Raw genomic sequence first — 1,466 nt, forward strand, 5'->3', positions numbered from 1 at the left:
CTCCCGCCCCCGCCCGCCATCGGACCCCACCGGCTGACCGGCCGGGCGATCCTGGCGCCCATGGCCGGGGTCACCGACCGCCCCTTCCGCGCGCTGTGCCGGCGCCTGGGGGCGGGCCTGGTGGTGGGCGAGATGGTCACCTCGGACCCCAGCCTGTGGCATACCCGCAAGTCACGGCTGCGCATGGACCATCGCGGCGAGCCGGGGCCGCGCAGCGTGCAGATCGCCGGCGGCGACGCCGCCATGCTCGCCGAGGCGGCGCGACTCAATGCCGAGCGCGGCGCCGAGATCATCGATATCAACATGGGCTGCCCGGCCAAGAAGGTGTGCAACAAGGCCGCCGGCTCGGCGCTGCTGCGCGACGAGGCCCTGGTCGCGGAGATCCTCGAGGCGGTGGTCGCCGCGGTGGACGTCCCGGTCACCCTGAAGATTCGCACCGGCTGGTGCGCCGAGAGCAATAACGGGGTACGGGTCGCGCGGCTCGCCGAGGCCGCCGGCATCCGGGCCCTGGCGGTCCACGGTCGCCATCGCCAGCAGCGCTATCAGGGCCGGGCCGAATACGACACCATCGCCGAGATCAAGTCTCGAGTATCGATCCCGGTGTTCGCCAACGGCGATATCGACTCCGCCGCCAAGGCCGCCGAGGTTCTCGACTATACTGGGGCGGACGCGGTGATGGTGGGCCGCGGCGCCCAGGGCAACCCCTGGATCTTCCGCGAGATCGAGCACTACCTGGCGCACGGCCAGGAGGCGAGCCCACCCAGCGCCACCGAGCGCCAGCGGCTGCTCGACGAGCACCTCGATGCCCTGCATGACTTCTACGGTGAGGTGATGGGCGTGCGCATCGCCCGCAAGCATCTGGGGTGGTACCTGGAGCGCCACGAGCCCGAAGATGCCAAGGCCCTGAAGGCGGTCTTCAACCGCCTGGAGGCGCCGAGCGCCCAGCACCATTTCGTGAATGAACTCTTCGGCCGACGAGACTTCCCCTCGCCGGCCGCCAATGGAACCAGTGCAGCATGACCAGCAGGCAAGCAACCACGCCCGACAATGCGACACGAGTGGATCAGGAACCCATGAGCTTCTCCGCCATCGATGGCCGTCCTGCCACGGCAACGCCGCAGGCGCAGGCCCCCGAGCGCCCCCTGCGCGAGGCGGTGGACCTGGCAATGCGCCGCTACTTCGCCCACCTGGATGGCGAATCGGTCACCGGCCTCTACGCCATGGTGATCGACGAGGTGGAGGCACCGTTGCTGGCCGCCGTGATGGAGCATGTGAACGGCAACCAGACCCGCGCCGCCGAGCTGCTCGGCCTCAATCGCGGCACCCTGCGCAAGAAGCTCAAGCAGCACGCCCTGATCTAGACCTTTTCCCGACGAAGGGAGCCCACGGGCTCCCTTCGTGCGTTTTCCCAGCCAACTCCGAGAGTGCAAGTCCATGGCCCAACCCGCCTCCCCCTCCTCTTCCAC

Annotated in this window: 2 protein-coding genes; both read left to right on the forward strand. The window is 69.4% G+C overall.

The window, feature by feature from the left end; all coding sequences use genetic code 11:
* On the forward strand, positions 1–1,020 hold a 1,020-nt coding region (gene dusB / locus NFU04_RS16305), incomplete at its 5' end, for a tRNA dihydrouridine synthase DusB (RefSeq protein ID WP_459382097.1).
* A 53-nt stretch (positions 1,021–1,073) separates the two neighbouring features.
* On the forward strand, positions 1,074–1,361 hold the full coding sequence (gene fis, locus NFU04_RS16310; protein ID WP_251310454.1) for a DNA-binding transcriptional regulator Fis: 288 nt from the start codon (positions 1,074–1,076) through the stop codon (positions 1,359–1,361).
* The last annotated feature ends 105 nt before the right edge of the window (positions 1,362–1,466 follow it).

Origin of the sequence: Halomonas sp. NCCP-2165, from assembly GCF_023708045.1 — a bacterium.
Classification (GTDB): domain Bacteria; phylum Pseudomonadota; class Gammaproteobacteria; order Pseudomonadales; family Halomonadaceae; genus Bisbaumannia; species Bisbaumannia pacifica.